At 44.2% G+C, this 25157-nt stretch carries 14 protein-coding genes; 8 read left to right on the forward strand and 6 right to left on the reverse strand.

The window, feature by feature from the left end; genetic code table 11:
• The first annotated feature begins 170 nt into the window (after positions 1-170).
• From PQO05_RS07995 to PQO05_RS08010, 4 genes are all read left to right on the forward strand, one after another.
• Positions 171-2555: an ABC transporter permease gene (locus PQO05_RS07995; protein WP_273632176.1), complete on the forward strand. Its 2385-nt coding sequence runs from the start codon at positions 171-173 to the stop codon at positions 2553-2555.
• 53 nt (positions 2556-2608) lie between these two features.
• Positions 2609-3061: a hypothetical protein gene (locus PQO05_RS08000; protein ID WP_273632177.1), complete on the forward strand. Its 453-nt coding sequence runs from the start codon at positions 2609-2611 to the stop codon at positions 3059-3061.
• 70 nt (positions 3062-3131) lie between these two features.
• The gene (locus tag PQO05_RS08005) at positions 3132-3728 is read left to right on the forward strand and encodes a hypothetical protein (protein ID WP_273632178.1); all 597 of its coding nucleotides are present in this window, start codon (positions 3132-3134) and stop codon (positions 3726-3728) included.
• Positions 3729-3822: 94 nt separating this feature from the next.
• The gene (locus PQO05_RS08010; protein WP_273632179.1) at positions 3823-4701 is read left to right on the forward strand and encodes an alpha/beta hydrolase; all 879 of its coding nucleotides are present in this window, start codon (positions 3823-3825) and stop codon (positions 4699-4701) included.
• Between the two features lie 153 nt (positions 4702-4854).
• On the opposite strand, the gene PQO05_RS08015 is transcribed toward PQO05_RS08010, so the two are convergent.
• Both PQO05_RS08015 and PQO05_RS08020 read right to left on the reverse strand, forming a co-directional pair.
• Positions 4855-5898, reverse strand: coding sequence for a PorP/SprF family type IX secretion system membrane protein (locus PQO05_RS08015; RefSeq protein ID WP_273632180.1), 1044 nt, complete (start codon positions 5896-5898; stop codon positions 4855-4857).
• A 3-nt stretch (positions 5899-5901) separates the two neighbouring features.
• Positions 5902-15768, reverse strand: a complete 9867-nt coding sequence (locus tag PQO05_RS08020; protein WP_273632181.1) for a PKD-like domain-containing protein — start codon at positions 15766-15768, stop codon at positions 5902-5904.
• A 430-nt stretch (positions 15769-16198) separates the two neighbouring features.
• On the opposite strand from PQO05_RS08020, the gene PQO05_RS08025 reads away from it, so the two are divergent.
• The gene (locus PQO05_RS08025) at positions 16199-18733 is read left to right on the forward strand and encodes a family 20 glycosylhydrolase (protein WP_273632182.1); all 2535 of its coding nucleotides are present in this window, start codon (positions 16199-16201) and stop codon (positions 18731-18733) included.
• A gap of 58 nt (positions 18734-18791) precedes the next feature.
• On the opposite strand, the gene PQO05_RS08030 is transcribed toward PQO05_RS08025, so the two are convergent.
• Positions 18792-20414: an ArnT family glycosyltransferase gene (locus tag PQO05_RS08030; RefSeq protein WP_273632183.1), complete on the reverse strand. Its 1623-nt coding sequence runs from the start codon at positions 20412-20414 to the stop codon at positions 18792-18794.
• A gap of 384 nt (positions 20415-20798) precedes the next feature.
• On the opposite strand from PQO05_RS08030, the gene PQO05_RS08035 reads away from it, so the two are divergent.
• From PQO05_RS08035 to rpiA, 3 genes are read left to right on the forward strand one after another with little or no spacing between them, the layout of a single operon-like run.
• Positions 20799-22019, forward strand: a complete 1221-nt coding sequence (locus PQO05_RS08035; protein ID WP_273632184.1) for a BamA/TamA family outer membrane protein — start codon at positions 20799-20801, stop codon at positions 22017-22019.
• Between the two features lie 55 nt (positions 22020-22074).
• A complete protein-coding gene (locus PQO05_RS08040) occupies positions 22075-22440 on the forward strand; it encodes a transmembrane 220 family protein (protein ID WP_273632185.1) in 366 nt (121 codons plus the stop codon).
• An 11-nt stretch (positions 22441-22451) separates the two neighbouring features.
• A complete protein-coding gene (gene rpiA, locus PQO05_RS08045; protein ID WP_273632186.1) occupies positions 22452-23138 on the forward strand; it encodes a ribose 5-phosphate isomerase A in 687 nt (228 codons plus the stop codon).
• 3 nt (positions 23139-23141) lie between these two features.
• On the opposite strand, the gene PQO05_RS08050 is transcribed toward rpiA, so the two are convergent.
• The 3 genes from PQO05_RS08050 to PQO05_RS08060 form a co-directional block, all read right to left on the reverse strand.
• Positions 23142-24032 carry a cation diffusion facilitator family transporter gene (locus tag PQO05_RS08050; protein ID WP_273632187.1) on the reverse strand — a complete coding sequence of 297 codons (891 nt, stop codon included), beginning with the start codon at positions 24030-24032 and terminating at the stop codon, positions 23142-23144.
• A gap of 106 nt (positions 24033-24138) precedes the next feature.
• Entirely contained in the window at positions 24139-24552 is a 414-nt protein-coding gene (locus tag PQO05_RS08055) for a hypothetical protein (protein ID WP_273632188.1), read from the reverse strand.
• Positions 24553-24704: 152 nt separating this feature from the next.
• Entirely contained in the window at positions 24705-25112 is a 408-nt protein-coding gene (locus PQO05_RS08060; protein WP_273632189.1) for a hypothetical protein, read from the reverse strand.
• Positions 25113-25157 lie beyond the last annotated feature (45 nt).

Genomic DNA, 25157 nt, shown 5'->3' on the forward strand with positions numbered 1-25157 from the left:
GTGTAATATTGTTAATTTTACCTGTAACGTTAGCATACATAAAACTGTGCGGTTGCGATACAGTGGTGATGGTTTTAATTTAATTAACTTATTGATTATTAGTTGATTAATTGAATGGCACGGTTTCTATATTTATAGTGTTATCATCCTTACAATAAACCGTTAAAGCTATGATAAAGAGCTATTTCAAAATCGCCTGGCGAAACCTGAGCAAGCACAAGGTTTTCTCAATGATCAATATATTCGGCTTAGCTATTGGTATAGCATCGTTTTGGGTAATTGCCCTTTATGTAACTGACGAGCTTAGTTACGACCACTTCAATACCAAAGCCGACCGTATATTTCGTGTAACCCAACATGGTACCTGGAATGGCGGTAAGTTTGATCTGGCGATAACATCAGCCCCTTATGCAGCAGCGCTGAAGAATGATTTCCCCGAAGTTGAAAATACTGTACGCATCAATGAAGATGCCAGTGGGCGGATCTCTTATGGGGATAAACAACTCAATACAGAAGGAGTTGTGTTTGCCGATAACTCGATCTTCGATGTTTTTACTTACCATTTCTTATCCGGCGATCCTAAAACAGCTTTACTAAAACCGCAGTCTATCGTACTTACCAAAAGCCTGGCCATCCGCATATTTGGTAATGTAGAGGATGCCCTGAACAAAACCATTTATTTCGAAAATAATTATCCTAACCTGGTATCGGGTGTTATTGATGATGTACCTGCTAATTCGCATTTAACATTTACAGCTTTGCGGTCATTTACTGCAGGATATACAGAGTCATGGGGAAGTGCTGATCTGTACACCTATGTGCTGCTAAAAAATCACGACGATTACCGTAAAATAGAAGCCCGCACCCCCGAGTTTTACAACAAATATTTGAAAAAGGATATGGCAAACGTCCATTTTAAAATGGAGCTGCAGCCGCTTACAGATATTCACCTGCACTCTAAATTAGATTATGATACTACTAATGGCAGCATCACCTACGTTTATATATTTACCGTTATTGGCTTACTGATATTGGCCATTGCTATTATCAACTACGTAAACCTGGCTACGGCACGCTCATCTATCAGGGTAAAAGAAATTGGGGTACGTAAAGTGATAGGCTCAGGCAGGGGGCAGCTGATGTTGCTATTCTTTGCAGAATCTATTCTACTGGCCGCACTGGCTACCGGTATGGCGGTTGTATTGGTTCAATTGGTATTGCCGTTCTTCAACCAGCTATCGGGCAAATCATTGGTGCTGATGCAGTTTGGTACCTGGCAAACCGTGAGTTTATTCACCGCATTTGCCATCATTACGGGGGCTTTAAGCGGTATCTATCCGGCTCTGTTTTTATCGGGTTTTAAAACTATCCCGGCTATGAAGGGGCAGATGGGCAACCAGGCTTCAACTGTACTGTTCCGTAAATCGCTGGTGGTGTTTCAGTTTGTTATCACGATGGTAATGATTACCGGCTCGTGTGTTATTTACAGTCAGCTGCATTATGTGTTGAACAAAGACCTTGGCTTTAATAAAGACCAGGTGCTTACCTTCCATATCCACAATAAAGCTACCCGGGCTAAGGTTGATGCTATAAAGCAACAACTGGTTCAAAATCCCTTGATTCAGAGTGCCGGTGTAGCGGGTAACCCTATTGGTAATAACGACTTAGGTACGCGCGACTTTAATGTGGATGTAAACGGAAATTCTGGCCCGGATACTAAATTGGTGCAGAACCTGCAGGTTGACGAGGATTTTATCCCTACCATGCAGATCAAAGTTGCACAGGGCCGCAATTTCGACCCCAATATTGCGACCGATAAAACAGATGCCATTATTATTAACGAAACCCTGGCTAAAGAAATGGGTTGGAAAAACCCGGTAGGGAAACGCGTGCGTACGGATGTGAATAATGGCGTAGTGATCTCTAAAACCATTGTGGGTGTGATCAAAGATTTTAATACGTATTCACTACAGCATAAAATCTCGCCAATGGTATTAACCCAACCTGTTGAAACCAAGGATGCCGATAACCTGTACGTGCGCATCAACAAAAATAATGTGAAAGGTGCGCTACAAGCTATTACTGAGGTTTACAATACGTTTGACTCCGATAAACCGGAATTCCATTTCCTGGATCAAAACTTTGCACGTAATTACCAGTCAGAACAAAAGCAGGGGAGTTTGCTGCTCATCTTTACGGTGCTGGCTATCAGCATTGCTTGTTTGGGTTTATTTGGCCTGGTTACGTTTACTGCCCAGCAGCGCAATAAGGAAATAGGTATCCGTAAAATACTGGGCGCCAGTGTAACCAATATTGTTAACATGTTGTCGAAGGATTTAATCAAGCTGGTAATTATTGCCGCAGTTATCGCTTCGCCATTGGCGTGGTGGGCTATGCAAACCTGGTTACAGGGCTTTGCGTATCGTATCCATATTCAATTATGGATGTTTGCAATGGCCAGTGGAGTTGCCATTCTGATCGCTTTTGCTACCATTAGCTTTCAGTCGGTCAGGTCGGCATTGGCAAATCCGGTCAAAAGTTTGCGGAACGAGTAAACCGGGCAAATTGCAAGCTTGAGGTTAATATCTGCAACTAAATTAAAGACGATATGATACTCAACCTTAAACGGGCAATCGGCTACTTTTTTGCTGCTTACATTATTGTAACCATACTGGCCAGCGCAACATCTGTTACTTACGGCATTGTTTTTCATACACCGCCCCCTGCACCCGGGCAAAGTGTTTTACAGGCCGAAGAGTTTACGGCAACCGTACCTTACCATGTTTTAATTATGCTGATCATCTGGCCGTTGTTTGCCGGGTTGTATTTTAAACGGCCGAAAGCCGCAGCACAGGTAAAACAGGAAACCCGCAGCCTCGCTTTCTTTTGGCTCGTCGCAGCTATGATTACTGACCTGGTTTGTTTTGTGCTGATCAAAAATCCATACTCATTAACATTCCACGAGTTTTATGTATTGTACCAACCCTGGATCAGCCTTATTTATCTCGCTATTTTTCTGAGCCCCTGGATTAGGCTGGGGTATATTAAAGCGTTAAATTGAATTATAACACAAAGATTTTCAACTTGTAACATTATGGGGATGCTTTTATCCAACTATTAAACTTAAACCTATGAACGCAAGATTGATCCCAATACCCAAAATTGCCATGCAGTCCATTGCAGGCGGATTACTGCTCATGGCCTTTTTTACCGTGATGTGGTCGGGTATAGCGTCGGCAAGTCTGCAAAATACTGAACGGATTATTGATCTGTTGTTATTTTGGGGAGGCGCAATCATATTTGTTGCTTATGCCATTTACTTCTTCAGGTCGGCTAAACAATTTCAAACCGCGATCACTGAAGCAGAAAAGCAAGAAGGGAAAAAAATGGGTACTGCTTACGGTATCATCTTTGGTTTGGAGGGTACCCTTATACCAATTGCGGCCTTCATTTGTGTTAAATCAGGCTACCCGCAGTTGGTGCTGCCTGCTATTGCTTTGGTGGTAGGCTTGCATTTCTACCCCATGGCCAGAATTTTTCGCCGGACGTTAGACTACTATCTTGCCAGTTGGGCCACATTGATTGCCATTGGTGCTATTGTTTTGACATTAAAGCATGTTCAATTAATTGTACCGGTGCAAGCCATATTAGGTGTGGGTATGGCAATTGCAACCAGCATATACGGTATAAATATGATTAAAATAGGCAGGGAGTATCTCGCAACCTAAATCAAAAATTTAATCTTTTAGAGCAATTTGTTAACGATATGATGTTCTGAAGATAAGATAGCTGCAGGTACATTAGTTTTCAAAAACAGCCCCTATGAAAACCCGCCTGTTAGTATCCTTATTGATGTTTATTGCCTGTTATGCAAACGCCCAGCAAAAAGTTATCCAACTTTATAATGGCGCAGCGCCGGGTTCAGAAAGCTGGAACTGGGAAGAAGGGGTAAGCGAACATAATGCGGCGAACACCCGTAAAGTTTATAACGTGGTACACCCAACGCTCAGCATTTTTTTGCCCGATGCAGCAATAGCTACAGGCACGGCAGTAGTTATTTGTCCGGGTGGAAGTTTTCAAACATTATCTATCGATAATGAGGGGTTTGAAGAAGCTAAATGGTTTAATGCGCATGGCGTTGCTGCTTTTGTACTTAAATATAGGGTAATTCACAGTTTAACTAACGATCCTGTGCAGGAAGTGCTGGCCAACAGGGGTACGAAAAGCAATGCTGAAGCAGTTGCACAGGTATTGCCACTCGCCATTGCCGATGCCCGGCTGGCCATAAGCTATGTGCGCAAACATGCTGCCGAGTACAAGTTGTCGCCATCGCGCATTGGTATAATGGGCTTTTCGGCAGGTGGTACACTTGCTGCTGCCTCGGCCTACAAATATACCGCTGCCAACAGGCCCAATTTTGTGGCTTTATTATATCCATTCTTTCCGCCGGCATTACAATCAGAAATATTAGCCGATGCTCCGCCCATGTTTATCGCTGCGGCTACCGATGATGATCTGGGGCTTGCCCCGCATAGTGTAGACATTTATCAGAAATGGGTGGCCTCAAAACATACTGCCGAGTTACATATTTATGCAAAGGGGAAACATGGTTTCGGTATGCGCAAACAAAACCTGCCGACTGATAACTGGATTGAGCGTTTTGGCGAATGGCTGGGCCTCGAAGGGTTCTTGAAACTTTAGGTTTAGTATACTATAGAACCCGTAAATACAAAAAAGGCTTCCAGACGGAAGCCTTTTTCATTAAACATTATATATAGGGGGGGCAGGGGCAAAGGGATTAATCAGGAAATACTTAGCAAATTGAGATCGCCACTGCTCAAACAAACACTTCAATTAATAAAACTCATAGCAGCGCCTTGCGCCTTCAAATCGTGGTGTTCCGGCATCCATGCGGTTGGGCAGGGTTGTTTCATAGCCTAAACTACCTTCGGTGCTGCCCGCAGTATTGCTGTAGGTAAGGCCTTTCATAGCTGCATCATGGCTTACACCGAAACGCACTTTTTCGCCGCCATCCCTGTTGGTAAATACATCAAATATTAAGGATAATACCAATGCGCTTGGCTGGGTCGAATCGCCGCTGCGGTACGATAAACCTACGTTAACACCGCGGCGTTTATATTGCATGCCCACACTGTAAGAGTAAAACTTATCTTGCTTATAATAAACAACAGATGGTATTACGTATGATTTATCATCATCATCCATATTGTTTTCATAACTGTCGAGGTCTAAACGGTAGCTAATGTGTGTATTAATGCGCATCGGTAGTTTAGCCGTTAAACCGGTGAAAGATTCGTTTGGGCGGTTAAGGTGCTGTATGGCCAAACCGATATTGAAATCGGCAACAGCCAGATTGGTACCCGCACCAGAGTCGAAATAAAATTTATTGTTAAACGGTAAAAGGCTGGCTGCCGAAGTTGCCCCCGAAATGATACCAAGCGTAGGGTCTATCTGATCATCGAAAAGCAACTTGCTATAATCAATCACCCGGTTGGTAACACCTGCCTGCAAGCCGAACGACAATACAAAATCATCTGATCCCACACTATAAGAATAGAGCCCTGCGATATTAGTATGTGTTAAAAATGCTGTTCCTTCACTACTGCGGTTAAATAATAAGCCAATACCACCACCAAATTGGGGTACATTATAATCTATTGATGCCGATAAATAAGATAAGTTTCCCGGTACGGCTGTCCATTGGTTGCGGTAAATCAGGTTCATACGCAGGTCGGCTTTAAACTGCCCGGTAAGGGCAGGGTTTAAATATAAAGGCGAGTTAAAGAATTCTGAATATAGGTGATCTTGCGCCACACCTGTTAAACCTTTAAACAATAACATTAAAAGCAAAAGCCATCTAAGAGCCAAAGTATTCATTGATTATCTTATTAAATGTATTGGACCTGTTTTACTTGGTGTCGACCCGTTGTACGACATCCCTTTCCACTCTTCGCCGTTGAGCAACGTGGCTGATATTTGCCAGATGTAAACCCCTTGCTCTACAATCTGACCTTTGTAAGTACCGTCCCAGCCTTCTGTAGGCGAGCCGTTGGCATCGAGCTTGGTGCTTTCCCATATTAACTGGCCAAAGTTGTTGAAGATCTGCATGTGCCATGTTCTCATCCCCGTACCCTTAACCCTGTAGGTATTAAGCTCCTTGTTCTGGCTGGCCGGGATAAAGGCATTCGGCACATATAAATCGCCATGGAATTTAATATCGATGGTTTTTGTGGCTACGTTAAAGCATTCGGTACCAGGCGTGGTAGCGGTTAACGTAACGGTGAAAGGCGACCGGCTGGCATCGAAATGATGCGCTTTAGGTGTATAAGCGCCTTCTTTTTCCGATCCATCCCCAAAGTTCCAGACGTAGTTTAATGAAGGCGCAGGTATGCCGGTAATATCAGGTGTGTTATTAAAGAACGACACATTATAATTATTATCGACAGTGTAATTAAAGGCCGGATCAGGCGCCGGGTAAACATTAAATGGTGTTAGTGCCGATGCCGGTGCATCACCGCAACCGGTGTTACCTGCTGTTATAGATACATAATAAGTACCTATTGCCGTAGGCGTGTAGTTCTGCTCGCCTGTGCCCGATGGCATTCTTAATATTGCCTTTTGCGCATTATCATAAACAGTGATGGTGAAGCGGTCGCCACCTGTCGAGATGTTCTGGAAAGTGATTGGGCTTCCTAAACAAATGTTTTCGAGCCCGCCTTTAATTTGTATGCCCGAAACAAGCGACGATGGCGCAACAGCTACATTGATAACGCTTGATGTACCCTGGTTTCCGCAAAAATCTGTGGCTACTACATAAACAGAGTAATACGTTGATGCCGTAGGTGTAATAGGCTGGAATACCGCTGTGCTGGTATCATTCATGCGTACATGTTGTACAATACCGCCTTTGGCATCTTTCATATAAAAATCGTATTGCGCATTATTGCCCGGCGACATGTTTTTGGCTGTTAAGCTAAACGTACCGCAATAAGAGATCTGGCCAGGTAATAAACTTGCAATTGGCTTTGCCGGGCTAACTTTAACAGTACCCACATAAGGTGTTTGTACACCGCAATTACTTACAGGTGTTAACCTAACGGTATAAGTTATCTCGTTGCCGTTTGACGATGCCGCAAAGCTATGGGTAGGCGGGTTAACACCGGTATAAATAGGTGTGCCGTCGCCAAAATCCCACTCGAATGTACCTACAGGCGATGGGGTAGAGGTGTTGGTGAACGTTACATTAACCGGCCCGCAGCTTTGGCTTTGCGATTGGGTAAAGCTTGGGGTAACATCTTCGTAAGCCCCAATGGTTACTGTAGATCTGCTATCGCCACATGGAGGCAAACCTATAATTTTCCATTCAAATGTGTAAACATTGCCTTTAGCTAAACCGCTTACTACGGTCTGGTAGCTGGCAGGGTTATCTATATGTACTACTGGCCCTGCGGTTTGTGTCCAGATACCGTTAAACGGAGCCAGGTTGTTGCCATTTAGCTTGGCTATGTTGGTATTACAGATATTAAAGTTCTGCCCGGCATTGGCAATTACCGTTTGCGGGTTCACCGTAATGGTGGTTGCAGTTGAATAGTCATCGCCACATATCCCATCCTCATGTAGGAGCGCTTTGAATTGGGTAGGTACCATTAAACCACTATAATGATAGCTGGTTGCGCCGGCTGTATTTGGAAGATCAGTCCAGCTTGCGCCATTATTGGTTGATGACACCCATTTAATGATGCTGCCAAATGAATCTTTTAGGTAGATGAAACCATCATTTGCACCGGCGCATACAGTTGCTGCTCCATTGGTTGTTCCGCCGAGGGCTTGCAGGTCAACCTTAATATTTACGGCATTAACGCTTGGCGGGCAAGGTGCAGTACCGGTAATGGTCCAGGTAAACTGATAGGTGTTGCCGGCTACTAATCCTCTTGCGGTGGTTTTAGGGTCGGTAGGGTCATCTAGCGTAGCGCCGGCAGGGCCACCTGTAATAGTCCAGAACCCTGTATTAGGCAGTGGGCTGTTACCTTTTAAGGGGTATGTTTTTACATTACAAACCTCATCATCCTTGCCCGGGTTCGAAACTACAGTTGTTGGATTTACTGTTACGATAGCAGAAGCCGATGGTACTTCACCACATATTCCCTGGCCAATTGATATAGCGCGGAACTGGGTTGGAACCGTTAGGTTACTAAATGTTTGTTGCTGTCCTGTAACATAGATGGGTTGCCAGTTGGTGCCGTCTGTTGATGATTCCCAGCGAAGGATGTGACCGCTCTGGCCACCAAGGGTAACAACCGTACTGCTTCCGGCACAGATAACAGCCGGCACAGGTGTTGCTACGCCGCCATCTGCAGGTAAATCATCTTTAATGGTAACCGTACCCGGTATTGGCGCACAAGGTGAGGTACCCGAAACAGTCCAGGTGAACTTGTAAGTATTGCCTGGTATTAAATTCCGCACAGTGGTAGTCGGGTTGGTTAGGTCATCAAACCGGGCACCCGCTCCCGATTCAATTGTCCACATACCGGTGGCACCCGCAGGCAGAACGGCTTTTAACGGATAGGTGGTAAGGCTGCAAACCTCATCATCCTTGCCTGGATCAGAAGGTATTGGTGCGGGGCCTACGTTAATAGTAGTAACCGTTGAGTTTGCAATACCACAACTACCATTGCTCAAGATAGCCATGTACTGAGTAGGAACTGTTAAATTTGAGTAATACTGTATGGTACTGCCCGGATTGTTGGTTGAAACCCATGTAACCCCATTATCGGTCGATTTTACCCATTGGATGGTTCCGTACCAATCTTTAAGGGTAACACTTCCGCTGTTAATTCCGGCACAAACAGTTTGCGCCCCAACGGTAGTACCGCCAACAGGAAGCTTATCGTTAGTAATTTTAACCGTACTCGGATTGGGGTTACAAATGGATACCGTACCATCCGGGTTAGCACCGTATGTAGTCCAGGTAAATGAGTAGATACCACCGGCGACCAAACCGCTTACAGTTGTATGCGGGTCGCCTGGCATATCGATATGAGCTGGGTCAGATCCCGGAGCAAGCGTCCATATACCTGTACCTGTCCCCGGATCACTTCCTTGTAAAGTATAGGTAGTAACATTACAAACAGATTGGTCTGTACCTGCGCTTGAAGGGGCTGCAGGTTGGCCAACTGTTATTTTAGTAATTGTTGAATAGGCAGGGTCACAAAATGAGCTACCGGTAAGTTTAGCACGGTACCAGGTTTCTGTTGTTAAGTTGGTATAGGTTTGTATTGTGCTACCGGGGTTATTGGTTGATGACCAGCTAAGTCCCTGGTTTGTCGACATTTCCCAATTTATGCTGCCAGACCAGCCTGTAAGTAGTTGTACACTGCCCGAATTTATACCGTTACATACAGTAGCATCGCCCACGGTGGTGCTGCCAACAGGTTTAAGATCATTAATGATCTTAACAATATCCGAGCTCGGTCCGCAAGCAGAACCTGTTGCGGTTATCGACCATTTAAATTCGTAGGTCTGCCCCGGAGTTAAAGGGCCAACTGTTGCATGCGGGTTGTCGTCATGATCAAACTGGGCATCCGTAGGGCCGGATACAAGTGTCCATTTACCTGTATTCCCGGCGCCCGGGTCGTTACCCTCCAATGTATAGCTGGTGTAGCCACATACTTCGCGGCTTGTACCCGCAATGGCTGCCGTTGGTTTTGGTGTTACTATAATTTTGGTAACGGTCGAAAAGGCCGGGTCGCATATCAGCCCGTTGGTAAGTTTGGCGTGGTACCAGTACTCGCCGGTTGTTAAATTGTTATAAGTTTGCGTAGTACTATTGGGGTTACCTGTTGACGACCAGTGAGCGCCCTGATCTGTCGACACTTCCCAATCAATACTGCCAGACCAACCCGGAAGCAGCTGTATGCTGCCCGAATTAACATCGGTACACACCGTATTATCACCAGCAGTGGTACCGCCAACAGGTTTCAGATCGTCAGTAATCTTAACAATATCTGAGCTCGGCCCGCAGGCAGAACCTGTTGCGGTAATACTCCATTGAAATTCGTAAGTATGGCCGGGTATTAATCCTGTTGCTACTCCATGCGGGTCGGTATCAGGGATAATGGTAATTCCTGTTCCTGGTGTTACCACCGTCCATTTACCGGTATTGCCTGCGCCCGGGTCATTTCCTTCTAAGTTATAGGTGGTATATCCACATACCTCGCGGCTTACACCTGCAATGGCTGTTGTTGGCTTTGGTGTTACTATTATTTTGGTAACAGTTGAAAAAGCCGGGTCGCATATCAGCCCGTTGGTAAGTTTGGCGTGATACCAGTATTCGCCCGTTTGTAAATTGCTATAAGTTTGCGTAGTACTATTAGGGTTACCGGTTGACGACCAGTGTCCGCCCTGATCTGTAGATACTTCCCATTCAATATTACCAGACCAATCTTTAAGTTTTATACTACCTGTGTTACTATCACCGGTACAAATAGTGGCATCACCTTCGGTAATCCCGCCAACCGGTGGCAGATCGTCAGTAATTTTAACGGTACCCGGCAGCGATGTACAAGCAGAACCCGGTGAAGTGATGGTCCATTTAAATTCATAGGTATTGCCAGGTATTAGTGGGCCAACTTTTGTATGTGGATCATCGTCATGATCAAACTGGGCAGTTGTTGGGCCCGATACAAGCGTCCATTTACCGGTATTGCCGGTTCCAGGGTCGTTTCCTTCTAAAGTATAAGTTGTAGAGCCACATACTTCGCGGCTTTGACCTGCATCTGCATTTGGCGGTGGCGGCACAACAGTTATAGTGGTTACCGAAGATGGGGTAAGCCCACACTTGGGTCCATTAACTACTATGGCGCGGAATTTAGTGGTTTCAATTAAATTACGGTAAGGAATTGAGTTACCTATATAACCCCGAACTACCTGCCATGTAGGGTTACTTTCGGTATATTGTTCCCAATGGTCAACCGCTGCAAACTGGCCAACAACTTTGATATCATCAGAGTTAGATCCGCTGCAAACTGTTGCGTCGCTCGATGTTGTGGCAACAGGCAGTACCTCATCAATAACGGTTATAAAGTTTGATGAGTAACCGCAAGGTTCTTCGCCGTTAGGGCCTTTATTATTAATGGTCCATGTAAATTTATAAGTAGTGCCGGCAACTAAGCCGGTTGCTCTTGTCCCCGGATCGTGTATGTCATCAAAATTAACATTAGGTACTGCCGACCAGGTGCCGATACCTACAGCCGGTGTATTTCCCTGTAAAGTATAAACATCCTGAGCACAAAGACGGTCATCGTGGCCTGGTAGTGATTCTGATGGCTTTTGTAAAACATCAATAAATATTGGGTCTGTTATTACTACAGAACAGGCATCCCCATTTTTAACGATGGCATGGAACCAGGTAGGTGTTGTTAAATGGCTAAATGTTTGTGTAAGGCTTGTATTTGTGGGTATTACAGCGGCATAATCCACGCCATTGGTAGAGTATTCCCAGTTAACTACCTGCCCTACATTATCTTTTAAGGTAATAGTTTGCGTTGCTGCATCGTCGGTACAAACCGTAGTTGCGGTCGACGAAAGCGTACCGGCAACCGCGGGCGGATCGGCAGTAATGGTTACCTGGTCAGATGAAGGCTCGCAAGTTGATGTCGTGCTGATCTGCCATGTAAAAGTATAGTCGGTACCGTTAGGGCCTGCTACTAATCCATGAGCAGTGGTAGTTGGGTCGGTAGGGTCATCAAAACTAATACCTGCTACAGGTAGCCATGTACCGGTACCCACTGCAGGTGTATTACCATGCAATTGATAAGAGCCGGTGCAGGTATGATCGGGGTTACCTGCAACAGCAACTGATGGTGGGTCTACCACTGTTATCAGTATAGGATCTGTTACTGCCACATCACAGGCATCCCCGTTTTTAACAATGGCACGGTATAAGGTGCTGGTTGTTAAATTGCTAAATGGTTGCGTAACACCTGTATTTGGTGTTGACAGTGGTGTATAATCAGTTCCATTGATTGAATATTCCCAGTTAACCACATTGCCCTGATTGCCGGTAAGGGTAATGGTTCGCTGCGTTGCATCGCCGGCGCAAACCGTGGTAATAGGTGAGGCAAGCGTGCCAGCAACCGCCGGTAGATCATCATGAATAGTTACCTGGCTTGGTGGTACAGAGCAAGGTGCAGCTGTTTGGATACTCCATGTAAACACAATAGGTGTATTGCTGGCTACCAGGTGATGGGCTGTGGTTTGCGGGTCATTGGGGTTATCAAAGGTAATACCTGGTAATGACGCTGTCCATGTACCGATACCCGATATTGGGGTATTACCATGTAAGTTATAATCTGTTTTATTACAAATACGTTCCTCGGGACCCGCATCAGGAATGGTTGGCTGCGGTATAGCCGTAATTTGCGTAGCTCCCGATTTTAAAACATCGCAATGCAAACCATTTTTAACGATTGCACGATACCACCAGGTACCTGCTGTTAACGGGCCAAAAGTTTGAAATTTGGTAGTATTTGCCGGGAGCGGATAATAGTTATTACCATCAGTTGAGTATTCCCAGCCAAGTATAGCGCCTGTATGTGGCCCAAGTGTTATTGTACCCGTACCTGTAGCCGAACCCGCACAAACGGTGGTAGGATCGCCGGTACTTGTATTTCCCGGGTCGGTTAGCGCATCCACCTGGATGGTTACATCACTAAAATTAGAACATACTCCAGATGGAGCAGTAACGGTCCATTCGAATTTATAAGTCTGATCAAACCTTAAATTGCTGACTAATGTGGTGGGGTTATCAGGAGTTTCAATAAATGCATCGGTAGGGCCCTGTATGATCTGCCAATGACCGGTACCTACTACAGGGGTGTTGCCATGCAATGTATACGATGTTACACCGCAAATTTCATCGTCACTTCCTGCGTCTGCTATAATGGCGGGGCCTACAACTACGTGTACGTCTATAGTTGCCCCGTCACAACTTCCGTTGCGCGGTGTAACATGGTAGGTAACGGTTTGTGTAGTAAGCGTGCTATTTACCAAAACATCCTGTATGCCATTTGTGCCGGATATAAAGGTGGGTTGGTCTACGTTACCTGTAACACCGGTTACGGGGTCTGTTCTCCAGCTGTAAGTAGTATTAGCAATGTTTGATTGAAATGTAATATTAGCAGGCTTACCGGTACAAATTGGGCTGGTGGCAGGTGCTGCCGACATGGTAGGTAAGGGGTGTACTGTAACAGCCACATCAGCTATAGGGCCGGGGCAACCATTATTGTTATAAGTAGGGGTAATATGATAGGTTACCGTTTCATCAACAGGATTTGCGCTGCCGGTGGTTGAGTTGATAAGCACATCATTAATACTGTTGCCACTACCCGCTGACGTAAAGCCTGTTGGGTTACCCGAGCTTACAGAAGCCGACCAGGTGAAAGTAGCAGGGTTGTGATCGGCAGTAATGGTGTAGCCGATATTTGTGCCCGAACAGATGCCCACCGCTAACGGACTGTTTACACGAACAACAGGGTTAATAGTAATAGTAGTATTAACCAGTACTGAATTACAGGGTGCCGGTAATGATGAAGTTGCTTGTAATCCTATAGTGGCCGTTCCCGCACTTATTTCTGCAGCGGTGGGTGTATATGTGGAAGTAAAAGAGTTTTTGTCTGAAAACGTACCCGCACCTACCCATGTATAACCCGTATAGATACCGTTTACCGAACCTGCTAATGTTACCTTGCCATCTGAACAAATAGGCGGGTAGCTGCCCGGCACTGGTACAGGCGCTTCCTGGATGGTTATTTGCTGCGAATCTGTAGCAGGGGGCGAACACGAATTTGTATGTGTAACCTTTACCGTATAGGTTTTATCCTCTGTAAATTTGATTTGCGGATACTGGCTATTGGCGTTAGTGCCACCAACAAATTGATAAGCCCCACCTGTTACTTCCCAGAGGTAAGTAGTTGGGGTTGTTGTTGTAGAGCCTGATAGTATGGTGTATGTTTTTGAAGTTGTTGTTGCGTTGAACTTCAGGCTTTGTGGCGCACCGCAAAATACAGCATCTGCCGAAAGTTTGGCAACCGGTAAAGCGTCGACAATTACAGTTTGGATTGGTCCTGGAATTTCGCCGCAACCACTTGTGTTAATGTTCAGCTGCACCGTGTATGTACCTGCTGTACTGAATAAGAATTGAGGAACCTGGCTGTTAGCATCAGTGCCACCTGTATAACCAACTGCTGCCGGGCCGTTTACTTTCCAGATATATTGATGTGTTGAGTAGGCACTGCAGGTTGGGTCAATAATTGATGTATTGGCGGGTATTACAGCTGATGTTGCAGATGCGCACACCCTTGGGGTAATTGAAAAAGCCGGCTGAGGCGGGTTTTCAAAACAGATATCCATCGGGAAGTCTGTTGCAGGGCAGGCTCCGCTGATGGGCTGTGTGTGCAGCACAATATGGTGAGGGCCGGGAGTTGTATAAACGGGTAGCTTAAATGGCTGATTAAGTGTATAATTTGGCCCAACCAACACGTTATCTACATACCAATCGTACAACTGGCCCGGGTTATTGTCGCAAGTGGTTTTGGTACTGTTAGGGTCGGGACCGGGCTGTGAAGTATTGAAAAGTGTAACTGTGCTGCCCACGCAAGCAACACTTGGGCCGGTAAAGCTGGTTGTAGGTACAATTAATACTTTGGATGATACACCAGAAGGTGCAGTTTTTGCACCGCAATACTGGCCCATGGTTTGGCTTTGTACATAAAACGAGTTGGCAACCCCATTGCCCGTTGCCGTACATGATGGCAACTTAAATTCGTGTTGTATAAAACCATCGCTTGCTTTTAACTCACAAAAGGTAAATGTTGTACTTGAGCCATCGCCCCAGTTAACTACATAAACATCGCCGGGATAGTTAAGCTCGATACCTGCGGAGGTTGCGGGGATATTAATGTGATATTTTAAAATACCAGTTCCGCCAAGAAGGCAAACAGAACTGCTGCCGGCAGCCCCGAAGTTTGTAACGCTTTGGTTATTCACGATCTGGTAATCGTATGTTCCAATAATACCATTACTAACTGTTCTTACAGTGGCTGTAAAGTTGGAGAAAGTGGTGGGTTTAAATGTGTCTTTATCCCCCGGATTAGTAATAGAAATATTTGCATTTGTGGCAGTCCGGTTTAATTCATCGTAAATACTAATAGTAGTGGTTGTACCTGCTGCTGAATTATTAGTAAGTGGGTAAACAGTGTTGAAAGTAGGATTTGCCGGATCATAAATTGGGTCACACGTACCAAATACTTCTGGGTTAGCTCCAATGAGTTGTGTTGACGAAACGGAAGGTTTTACCCCGGGAGCTGCGTTAATGGTAAAGGGAGCAGATGCTACGCTAACGCTTGCAGAAGGTGAACTGGCCGTAACTTTTACTTTATACCCGGTGCCGGCCGGTGCATTGGCGGGAATTAAGCCGTTGATAAAGGGGGTGTAAATGCCTGAATAAGTTCCGATTACGGCGCCGGGTGAAAAATTACCAGAGGCATCTGACAAATACAGGGTGTAGGTATTGCCGAGGGCAATACAACCTGACGCATCGTTTACACTGATCGGAACGGCGATGGTAGAGCCTTGCCCGTAAGGGCCGGGGTCAATGGTTCCGGTAGAGATAGTTTGAGAAAAAGAACGAGTGGAGGCGAGTAGTATAAACAGTAAAAAGAATAGGATTTTTGTAAAATTTTTATCCATTTAATTGCTGTTATAAGGTTTTTCAAAGGCTGCACGGGTTGAAGCATGCAACTTTTTTTAGTACCAGGAAAATATATTTGTTTAATATTTGATTTTTCTTCAAAAATCTACGGCGTTATACGGGGGCAATTGAGTTTGGTTGCAGAAAAACTTTTAACAAACTGTTATTCCGCGTTCTGTATTACTCCCTGTAGTTGTTTAAAATATTGGTTATCTTGCTGTTATCTTGTTAAATAAACTTTATACTTATTTAGAAAATAGTTCAAAAATGCATTAACCCTAAGGCAAAAAATGGGTGTTTGGGGTACACTTAGCCCGTTGTCAGCAAATTATCTGACTCAAAATTCTTTTTAAATTTTTTTACAAAGTGGTATAAACATTTTAAAAATTGTACATTAGTTTCAATTTTTAAAGAAAAACCAATTACCCGATGCGTTACTTTTTGACAGCTATTTTTTCAATCGCTTTTTTTGCTGCGCAGGCACAAACGGCCAAACCAGAATTTAATGCCCGCGATCTGTCGATCAGTTGGGAAACTCTGCAGAACGATTATCAAAATAATAAGCAGTTATCACTGCAGGCATTGGTTATTACCAATAATGGGCATACTGCATTGCCGGCTTCGGGCTGGAAATTTTACTTTAACTCGGCCCGCGAAATTGGGGTAGATGCAGTAAGCGGCAATGCTAAAATTGAAATTGTAAACGGCGATTTATTCACCCTTACACTCAACGGAAATTTTAAAGGAATTAAGCCCGGCGATAGCACCCGCATTGAATTTATAGGCAGGGAACCTGTGGTTAATTTGTCAGATTCGCCCGAAGGTTTTTACCTCGTTTGGGATGCACAACCGGCTAAAGGTTATGCCACCGGCAAGTTTACCATTAAACCGTTTAAGCCAACTTATGCAGGTTTGTATACGCCGGAAGTAATTTATCAACAAAACAAAACGATACAGGATGTGCCCGAAAGCCAGCTTACCAAAGTTTTCCCAACCCCGGTTGAGTATACTGCAGGAGCGGGTTCGTTCATCATAGATGATAAGACCGGCATTGTTGCCGATGCGGCATTTAAAAACGAAGCTACCTATCTTTCATCCGAATTGTTGGGTTTAGGTGTCAAAACAAGTAATGCTTCATCAGTCAAAAATATCAGCTTAAAATTGGTTGCCGGGTTTAAAGATGAAGCTTACACACTGAGTATTAAACCACAGGGAATTGTAATCAGCGCCACCAAACCGGCGGGGATTTTTTACGGTATCCAATCTTTAAAAACACTGATTGCGCCATCGGCATGGGTCGTTAAATCAAAATCAATTGCGGTAAATTGTGTTGAAGTTAAAGATGAGCCGCGCTTCGGCTACCGCTCGTTTTTACTGGATGTAGGTCGTAATTTCCAAACCAAAGCACAGGTGTTAAAACTGCTTGATGCCATGGCGCTTTATAAATTAAATACCTTCCATTTTCACTTAACGGATGATGAAGGCTGGCGTTTAGCTTTGCCATCATTACCCGAATTGACCGAGGTTGGCTCACAACGCGGCCATACTTTAGATAGCAAAAATCACCTGCCACCATCACATGGCTCGGGCCCCGATACCGGTAAGCTGGCAGGCAGCGGCTTTTACACCCGTGCCGATTATATCGAAATTTTAAAATACGCCAACGAACGCCATATTGCCGTGATCCCCGAGATTGAAACCCCCGGTCATGCACGTTCTGCTGTGAAGGCTATGGACGCTCGTTACTATCGTTTAATGGGCGAAGGCAAAAAGGCCGAGGCCGAGCAATATTTGCTACGCGATTTGAACGATCAATCGGTTTACCAATCGGTACAGTACTGGAAAGACAATGTGATCGATGTTTCGCTGCCATCAACCTATAACTTTTTCGAAACCGTTATTAATGACATCATCGGCCTGTATAAAGAAGCCGGTGCGCCGTTAAAAACCATCAATTTTGGTGGCGATGAAGTGCCTGCACACGTGTGGGAAAAATCTCCGGCTTATTCAATCCTGCAAACCCGCCACCCTGAGATTAAAAATACAGGCGACCTGTGGTATTATTTTTACGGAAACCTAAACACGATGCTTAAGGGTAAAGGTTTGTATCTATCGGGTTGGGAAGAGATGGGGTTGCGTAAAACCAATATCGATGGCGTACCAACTTATGTACCTAACCCTGATTTTGAACCAGAACACCTGCAAACAGAAGTTTGGAATAACTCGATAGGCGGCGGACAGGAAGACTTGGCTTATAAGCTGGCCAACGGTGGTTACAAAGTGATTTTAACCTCGGTAACACACCTTTATTTTGATATGGCGCATTACAAATCATTTGATGAGCCGGGTTATTACTGGGGCGCTTTTGTGGATATTGATAAACCTTTCTCTTTTATCCCTTACGACTATTTTAAGAACACTACGGTAGATAAAAACGGGTTGCCGATCAACAAAGCTATCTTCATCGGTAAGCAACGTTTAACCGATTATGGTAAAACCAATATTGCCGGTTTGCAAGGTGCACTTTGGGGCGAAAATATCCACGATGCACAGCGTATGGAGTACATGATTTTCCCATCGTTATTAGGTTTGGCTGAACGAGCCTGGGCTAAAGACCCAGAGTGGGCAACTGTACGCGATACTACGCAAAGCAGGGAGTTGTATCAGCAAGCATGGTCAAACTTCCTGAGTGTAGTAGGAAAAAGGGAGTTGGTACGTTTGGATAACTACCACGGCGGCTACGATTACCGCCTGCCAAAACCGGGTGTGATTTTACAGGATGGAAAGTATGTGGCTAACGTGCAGTTTCCGGGCCTTACCATCAGGTACACTACGGATGGCAAAGAGCCTAATGCCAAAAGTAAACTTTACAAAGAGCCTGTTGCAGGCGATGGTAAGTTGCTCAGGTTCCGTGCGTTTAACACCACCGGTAGAGGAGGCAATGTTGCCGAGCCGGTACAATAAGCTATTTTGATTTGGATAATAAAAAAGCCCCGGTATACCGGGGCTTTTTTATTAAATATTATTTGCCGAATGGAGGCCGTCCGGTTAACTGCCTGTAAACAGGGAATTCATCGTGAGGGGCTTTACTCACATGGAAGTTTTTACAGTAATAAACCTGCAGGTGCATTTCTTCAATACCATGTCTCCTGATAATAATATCGGGCAGTTGGGTTACACTATCAAAAAACGGTTTAATATTGGGATCGATACTGGCCTGGTGATCCTGCCCTATGATGATGGCATCTTCACCAATTAAAGTCTTGGGGTCAACCAAAAAAGCCAGGTTTCGTGGATCTTCATCAAACACAACAATTGGTTTCTGGCCGCGTAATGCCCAGTCTATTTTACCGGTAAGCCACCAGCGGGTACTACCGGTAAAAATCTTTTTATTATTGAGCCAGCCTTCTTTCTGGTAGCGGTCGCGCAGGTCGTTATAATCAACACCCTGCATAGTTGGGTCCCATTTACCTCCGCCTAACTGTACCACCCATTTGGGGCCGTAAGATTGCCAGAAACCGGTAGCCATGTGCAAATTGGCCACGCCCACCACAATGATGGTAAAGTAAATGGAGAAGTTGATCCACCGTTTGGTAAGCCGGTACGACTTGCTGTTTACGTTACTAATGCTCTGATCAACCGCATAGCCCAATGGGATAAACAGCATCATATAACCCGGCGCCTGCCAGTGGAAATGATATTGCAAATCGCTCCAGAGCGTTACTATGGTGAAAAATATAAGAGGCAATACCGATGTCCAGAATATGAAGCTGTAGGCTTGTGAAGTAATTCTTAGTTTGTAGCTTTTTACCAATTGGATAACCAACGGCAACCAGATCCAGGGTAATAACCACACAGCCTGCCCGGCTATACTGCGGAAAAACCAATCGAAATGCAGCTTAAATTTACCCGCCGAACCTGCACGTGCCCCCTGGAAAACAAAGGATACCCAGTGATTCTGATAGTTCCACCAGATAACAGGGAAGGCAATAACAAGCGATAATATTACCGCAAGGTACGGCCCCGGGTGCCTTAGCCAATGGCGCTGATTTTTATTGGTTGCGATAAACAGAAACACGCCCGCAAATAAAAACAACACATGGTACTTGCTTAAAATATCGAGCCCCATGCTTAGGCCTGTAAGTAGCCATAAGCTATATATTTTACTGCTGTGGCGGCTAAAATCAGCTCCGTTGTTATATGTAAATAACAGTTTTACGATGATATAGGTGCTAAGTAACCAAAAGAACATCAGCGCAGCATCGGGTTGAAACCAGCAGGCTACCGGCATAGTAAAAACGGCGCTTAAATTAAGTAGTAAAGCCGCATAAAATGCAGATTTGGCATTGAACAATAAACGCGTGATCAGGAAGGTTAACCAGGTCATCCCTGCAAACATCAATACAGATGGAAGGCGTAAGCCCAGTGCGTTTAAACCAAATATTTTGGTACTTAAAGCACCCAGCCAGAAAAACAAAGGCGGCTGATCAAAGTAACTGAGGTTAAGGTTTAGGGCTCCTCTGAAGTAATAGGATTCGCCCACGCCTAAACCGGTATAAGCAGCAATTAATACACGGCAGATGAAGGTAATTACAATTAAATAAACAGTGTATTTAGCTGCATTATTTTCGGAGAGTTTATTCATTCGGGGTTTAATGAAAATTAATTAAGAGTGCAAATCGATTAAAAAAAAACTAATTTTCAATGAGTTTGCAAGTAAATTACAATGGCCTTACAATAAGTAGTGCTGCTTAACCGTTGGCACAGGCTTGCAAATTAAAGGGTCAATCCTGAAGATTTTCTGAATAACAGGCTGGTTATAAAACAAACATTTATTATATAAGTAACTGTTTTGTAGTTTTTTAAACTAAAATGTTGCTATGCGGACAAACAAAAAGTGAAAATTAAAGTACTTATGACGAGCGGTTTATATTAAATTAATGTTGCGGGAATTTAAACAGGTTGCGGCCTGTAAAAAGGATGGAATATTTTTTATAAAGGCTATATCAAAATAAACTTTACAACTATAATGTTAAAACGATTACTGTTTATACTTTGCTTATTCCCGGCCTCGTTGTTTGCACAGGACGCATCGGGTGTTTTACCTCAAAAAACGGCACCTAAAGATACTGCCGATCAGGTGGATTTGATAGATATTGGCAAAAAGGTATTTCATATTCACCCAAGTACTGTAAAGCAGGAAGAAGGTAAAAAATTATACTTTTCTATTTTACCCACCAGTAGCAATGTTCCCGGTGGTGGTGGTAAGGCTTTGGTAACCAGCACTACTGCAGGTTTTTACCTGGGCCCCCGTAAAACAACTTACCTATCCAGTGTTAACTTTGCACCTTACTGGAATTTGGGCAGCCGGTTTGGCTTACCGCTGCGGTCAAATATTTGGTTGGCAGATAACAAATGGCTGATACAGGGCGATATGCGTTTCCTGGTATACCCGCAATATACCTGGGGGCTGGGAAGCACCAACAATAATGATCAGAAAGTATTGCTCGATTATAATTATATCCGCTTTTACCAGGCTGCGCTTAAACAGATTAAACCTTACTTATTTGCCGGTATTGGGTACGATCTCGATTATTACTTTAATATAAAAGCCGATGACCCGGCCACTACCACACAGCAATTTACCGGGTATAAATATGGCACAAGTAACAGTTCATTCTCGTCTGGTTTGTCGTTTAATTTACTTTACGATACCCGCAACAACTCACTTAACCCATTGCCGGGTGCTTACGCTAATATAGTTTATCGTGTTAACCCAACCTTTATGGGCAGCAATGAGAACTGGCATTCGATATACATTGATTTCAGAAAGTACTTATCCATGAACCCAACAAGGCCAACCCAGCAAAATACTTTGGCGTTCTGGAGTTATTTCTGGAGTGTTTTGGGCAGCCATGCGCCCTATCTCAACCTGCCAAGCATTGGCTGGGATCCATATAACCGTTCGGGCGAAGGCATAGAGCAGAACCGTTACCGTGGCCGGTCGTTATTTTATTTAGAAAGTGAGTACAGGCGCGATATTACCCGCAATGGTTTGTTAGGTTTTGTAGTGTTTGCCAATGCAACTACAGTAAGCGGATCTGATAATTTGTTCACCTCGTGGCACCCTGCGGCCGGTACCGGTTTACGTGTTAAATTTAACAAGGGGTCTAATACCAATATCGGCATGGATTATGGCTTTAGCAAGGGTTACAGTGCAATTATATTTAACATTGGTGAGTCGTTTTAATCCACCCGCATAAAACTCATTTAAGTATATTAGGCAGCAAATTTGCTGCCTTTTTATGTTGCTGATTATCCTGAATATAGTTTTCTGTCTGGCTTTCCTTGCCTTTGCTTACGTTAACCTCAATGATAACGATGCATGGCTTTGGGTAAGCATTTATATGGCCGTGGCTATTTGCTGTGGCTTGGTGGTGTTTAAGCTCTATTATCCCCTGGTTTATTTGAGCCTTTGTACTTTTTACCTCATCTACGCCGTTATTTTGTTTTTTACGAAGGATGGCGTGCGCGACTGGATTGTAGTGTACAAGCGGCCCGGTATTGTTGAAACTATGCAGGCAGAGAAACCATATATTGAAAAAACACGCGAATTTTTTGGATTATTGATCATCACCGGCGCATTACTCATCGATTATTTTGCCGTTTAATTTTTTTTGAAATGGATTACAGATTAGAAGCAGCAAAGGCTTGCCTGCAATTTTTAAAACCGCAACAAACCATAGGATTGGGGGCTGGTACTACGGTTACCTATTTGGTTAATATGATTGCAGAACCTCATGAGTTAACGCATTCGTTAACGTTTGTCTCTTCCTCATTTCAAACAAGGCAGTACCTGCATCAAAAGGGGTTAAATGTTAAAATGGCCTGGCAAACATCCAGCCTCGATGTTTATTTTGATGGCTGCGACCAGTTGGACGCCGAATTAAATGCCCTGAAAAGCGGAGGCGGTATCCATACCAGCGAAAAGATACTGGCCTCCATCGCACACCATTTTATATTGATAGGGGATGAGAGCAAGGTTGTGCCCGAGCTTGATTATACGTACCCGGTTGTGATCGAGATCTTGCCAGAGGCACAGTCTGCCGTGTTAACGCGCTTACAGGCAGATTTTCCATCGGCCAAAATTGAACTGCGAATGGGCAAAGGTAAAGACGGTGTGGTAATGTCTGATAACGGAAACCTGCTTGCCGATATGAAGTTTATGGAACTACCAGAACTGGCAGAGCTAAACAGCTATATCAAAATGATGCCGGGTATTGTCGATCATTCATTGTTCTACAAAATGGCGCACAAAGCGGTAATAGCAGGGGAACATGGCGTAAGAATAATTACACCTCAGGAATGAAATTTAACGGATCTCAAAAGGCTCAATGTGGATCAGCACATCCTTAATGCTTAACCCGCTGCCAATGAGTTTATCTTTAACTACGTGGGCAATGCGATGGCCTTCGGCAACAGTAAGATCAGGATCAAGTTCGATGTGGAGATCAACAAAATAGTCGAATCCCATTTTGCGTACGTAGCACTTTTCAATCAGCTTAACTTCGCTTACTTCGGCTGCTAAAGTGCGGATCTGTTCTACAATTTCGGCAGATGGCGCTGCGTCCATAATTTCGTCCAGACCCGGGCGTAACAGTTGAATGGCATTATAGAAAATCAGTCCTGATGCAAGTAGTGCTGCCCAATCATCAGCACCTTCGTAACCTTTACCCATGTATAACGCAATGGCAATACCGATAAAAGCTGCTACAGAGGTAATGGCGTCACTGCGGTGGTGATAAGCATCAGCTTTAACAGCGCTGCTGTCAATTTGCTTACCTACCTTCAGCACATATCTAAACATTGATTCTTTGATGATCATCACCACCAAAAGCACATATAATGTGAACTTTTTGGGCATCTCATGGGGTACCATAGCCAACTCTAATGCATGCCAGCCTATCCATACAGAGGCACCCATTAAAAAGAAAGAGATAATGATCGAAGCAATAGGCTCTGCCTTACCATGTCCGTATGGGTGTTCAGAATCTGCCGGTTTGGTGGCAATTCTTAAGCCAATCCAAAGCAGGGTAGAGCTAAAAACGTCGGCACCTGTCTCTGTAGCATCGGCAATTAAGGCATAAGAATGGCCGAGGTGGCCCGAGATGGCTTTCAGGAAAACCAGTATGATACTAATGGCTATACCAATTTGTGTGGTACGTATTGCTTTTACCGAAGGATGAACGTCAACTACAGCCATAGAGGGTTTAAAGCTGCAAAGGTAAAATCATATTGTTGAATATTAGATTTTACTTCAAATAAAAAGCCGCCTTTTAAATCAAAAAAATAATAATGCTGTATTAGAATTAACGGTTTACCGGCCTGGTTTCTGATTCCGACATGAGGTATCTGGATGCAGCTGACCTGGGTATAGAATGGAGTAGCAATATTAGATATGAGCAGATGATAACCGATAACAAAAACGCGCAGATGATGATGTGCAGAATGGGTATAACATAAGCCGGAGTGATTAAAATAAAAGTTAAGTCTGTAATGCATATACCGCAAAGTGGAAATGCTGTAAATAGCAGCGTTAACATAATTTGCCGCCTAAGGCAATTAATAGGGGCAAAATGCTTTGGCGATAATTTTAATAATAGCTTCTTAGTTATACGGCCGGGTTTAATACATTCCAGGTCGAGTTCATCGCAACGGGTGCATACTGCTTTGTTTATGGAAGGGTTATTAACAGATTGATGTTGGGTTATTGCAGTGTCCATTTAACTGTGCTGATAAAGTAAGTATGGTATTAAATAAGTGCAACTGTTACCAATTACAAGGATACCGAACGCCTGGTTGAGGGAAGGTTTACGCAGGCTGGAGCGTTTATCAAGAGCCCTGCAACCAGACACAAAATCGGTAGTGTGATTTATTATTGGTATAGGAGAGTGTTTTGCTTGATTTTGATGCGCTGTTTAAGCGGTAGCATAATATATTTACGTATCATTTCATTGCTGATGGCAAGTTCCATCGCAGCCCGTTTGTCCTTGCATTCGTCCGACTCTACAAGCAAGCTTATTCTTAAAAGTTGTTTGAAATCAGCCGAAGGCAGGAGGGTAGCATTCTTTAATATCTCGGCATAAATAGTAGCAGGCTTTTTTAATGTAAGCAATACATCGTGTGTGTAATAACCCTGCTCGCCTGTTCTAAAGCTTACACATACATAATCGTTCTCGATGCTTTCGGTTACAATGGTGCCAACATTACCTTGTTTGCAAATGGGGTCTCCCTTTAAATCGGGATGCACCATTACTAAAGTGCCGGTTAGTTCCTGGTTCATGATAGGATGTTCAATTAGATGTAGTTTGGTTGAGTAAGAAAGCAG

It is taken from the genome of Mucilaginibacter jinjuensis, from assembly GCF_028596025.1.
Lineage (GTDB): Bacteria > Bacteroidota > Bacteroidia > Sphingobacteriales > Sphingobacteriaceae > Mucilaginibacter > Mucilaginibacter jinjuensis.

Coding starts and splice junctions, on each gene's coding strand:
- PQO05_RS08005 (WP_273632178.1), top strand. CDS start 3,132: ATGAACGCAAGATTGATCCCAATACCCAAAATTGCCATGCAGTCCATT.
- PQO05_RS08040 (WP_273632185.1), top strand. CDS start 22,075: ATGTTGCTGATTATCCTGAATATAGTTTTCTGTCTGGCTTTCCTTGCC.
- PQO05_RS08050 (WP_273632187.1), bottom strand. CDS start 24,032: ATGGCTGTAGTTGACGTTCATCCTTCGGTAAAAGCAATACGTACCACA.
- PQO05_RS08025 (WP_273632182.1), top strand. CDS start 16,199: ATGCGTTACTTTTTGACAGCTATTTTTTCAATCGCTTTTTTTGCTGCG.
- PQO05_RS08055 (WP_273632188.1), bottom strand. CDS start 24,552: ATGGACACTGCAATAACCCAACATCAATCTGTTAATAACCCTTCCATA.
- PQO05_RS07995 (WP_273632176.1), top strand. CDS start 171: ATGATAAAGAGCTATTTCAAAATCGCCTGGCGAAACCTGAGCAAGCAC.
- PQO05_RS08030 (WP_273632183.1), bottom strand. CDS start 20,414: ATGAATAAACTCTCCGAAAATAATGCAGCTAAATACACTGTTTATTTA.
- PQO05_RS08015 (WP_273632180.1), bottom strand. CDS start 5,898: ATGAATACTTTGGCTCTTAGATGGCTTTTGCTTTTAATGTTATTGTTT.
- PQO05_RS08060 (WP_273632189.1), bottom strand. CDS start 25,112: ATGAACCAGGAACTAACCGGCACTTTAGTAATGGTGCATCCCGATTTA.
- PQO05_RS08010 (WP_273632179.1), top strand. CDS start 3,823: ATGAAAACCCGCCTGTTAGTATCCTTATTGATGTTTATTGCCTGTTAT.
- rpiA (WP_273632186.1), top strand. CDS start 22,452: ATGGATTACAGATTAGAAGCAGCAAAGGCTTGCCTGCAATTTTTAAAA.
- PQO05_RS08000 (WP_273632177.1), top strand. CDS start 2,609: ATGATACTCAACCTTAAACGGGCAATCGGCTACTTTTTTGCTGCTTAC.
- PQO05_RS08035 (WP_273632184.1), top strand. CDS start 20,799: ATGTTAAAACGATTACTGTTTATACTTTGCTTATTCCCGGCCTCGTTG.
- PQO05_RS08020 (WP_273632181.1), bottom strand. CDS start 15,768: ATGGATAAAAATTTTACAAAAATCCTATTCTTTTTACTGTTTATACTA.